This is a genomic window from Acinetobacter sp. YH01019 (assembly GCF_013420285.1).
Lineage (GTDB): Bacteria > Pseudomonadota > Gammaproteobacteria > Pseudomonadales > Moraxellaceae > Acinetobacter > Acinetobacter gandensis.
Genome location: NZ_VOYM01000181.1, coordinates 1 through 1,313, shown reverse-complemented (window position 1 = coordinate 1,313; position 1,313 = coordinate 1). Strand labels below are relative to the sequence as shown.

General features: G+C 34.0%; 1 protein-coding gene and 1 pseudogene. One reads left to right on the top strand and one right to left on the bottom strand.

Going from position 1 to position 1,313, the window contains the following annotated elements; translation table 11 throughout:
• The first annotated feature begins 206 nt into the window (after nt 1-206).
• On the top strand, nt 207-797 hold the full coding sequence (locus FTT84_RS17815; protein WP_180082034.1) for a hypothetical protein: 591 nt from the start codon (nt 207-209) through the stop codon (nt 795-797).
• 416 nt (nt 798-1,213) lie between these two features.
• Here FTT84_RS17815 and FTT84_RS17810 read toward each other — a convergent pair.
• Nucleotides 1,214-1,313, bottom strand: a pseudogene (locus FTT84_RS17810) (IS1 family transposase); the annotation flags it as partial.

Sequence of the window (1,313 nt, the reverse complement as noted above, 5' to 3'; positions counted from 1 at the left end):
GTACATAGTGCACTAGGTTATGTGCCACCTTTTGATTTTGAAGCAATGTACTATGATAAAATTAATCCGTTAGGTCAGGTGGCCTAACTTAAATAAAAAAGTCTCCGACAAACCCGGTACGGTTCAGGGCGTACTTTTTAGATTTATATGCAGGGATTTGGAATCCTCATGGAACCTTGAGTAATTTGCAAGAGCAAACAAGGACTATGTTTAAAGGCAGTCAAAAAGGCGATTTAATCTCACTACAGTCCACCGATCAAGCTGAAGCCAATCCCTACACTTTAACGGGGAATTTGAATGCTAATTCGGGGCAATTTAAAGCTGAACTTAGTGATTTAAAAAATCCAAATACAAAGAGAGCGGTCACCTTTGAACCTGCATTTAAAGCAGTAGATAAGCCATTATTGGTTTTTAAATTCTACGGTTTGGAGGGTGCAGATCAGCCTTACGGTCGAACGCTAAAACGTGTAGATGTTATAAATAAAAATAATGGGCAAGTGATTCAAAAGCTAGAAGGATTTAATGCCTTTGGAAATAGTATTGGTTTTCTTGATGTGAATTTCGATGGCTTTTACGATGTTGTACTGTCTGATACTTCAGAAGCCCGTAAAATTGAAGATAAACGCTTTATATACTGGATGTACAACCCGCAACTCAAAGCATTTCAACGCTCACCACAACTGGAAAAAATCGTAGGTTTTCCAACGTTGAAAGGAGAAAGTCAAAAAATTGATTTTGGTGTAGGTGGTCAGTATCGTGTTGATCAAGGATTGTTATATCCCTTAAATGATGAATAACATAAATCCAAATAAAAGCCCTTTGTGAATGCATGGGGCTTTTTTATGCTGTGAATGTAGAAAGTAGTTAAACATGAAATGATGAATTAAGTGAGAGATGTTGAAGCAGATTTATTGATTAAATAAATTAAGAGTTATCGATAAAAAAACAGTAATAGTGGAGTAATATTTATGAACTAATGAACATGATTTTTACATTATTAAAATCTTTCACAAGTTTAAAAAAATATAAAGATTAGGGTTAAGTGTGCTTTTTATGTAATTTGGATGTCATTAAGGTTAATTAAAAAGTGAAATTGTGACAATAAATGTAATATTTGGTGATCGAGTGTTTATAAAAAATTAAGAAAAGACATACCTGAAATAGGGGATTCAGGATTTGAATTTTGGGTGGTGTTTCAAAAAGTATGCTGGCATTAAACGAATCCATTATTGATATAAAAGAACACTAAATCAAAGGCTTTGAAATGATTTTCAAGCTTTTTGGAGAAGTTGCAGCTTCTCCTAAAGCCTCGC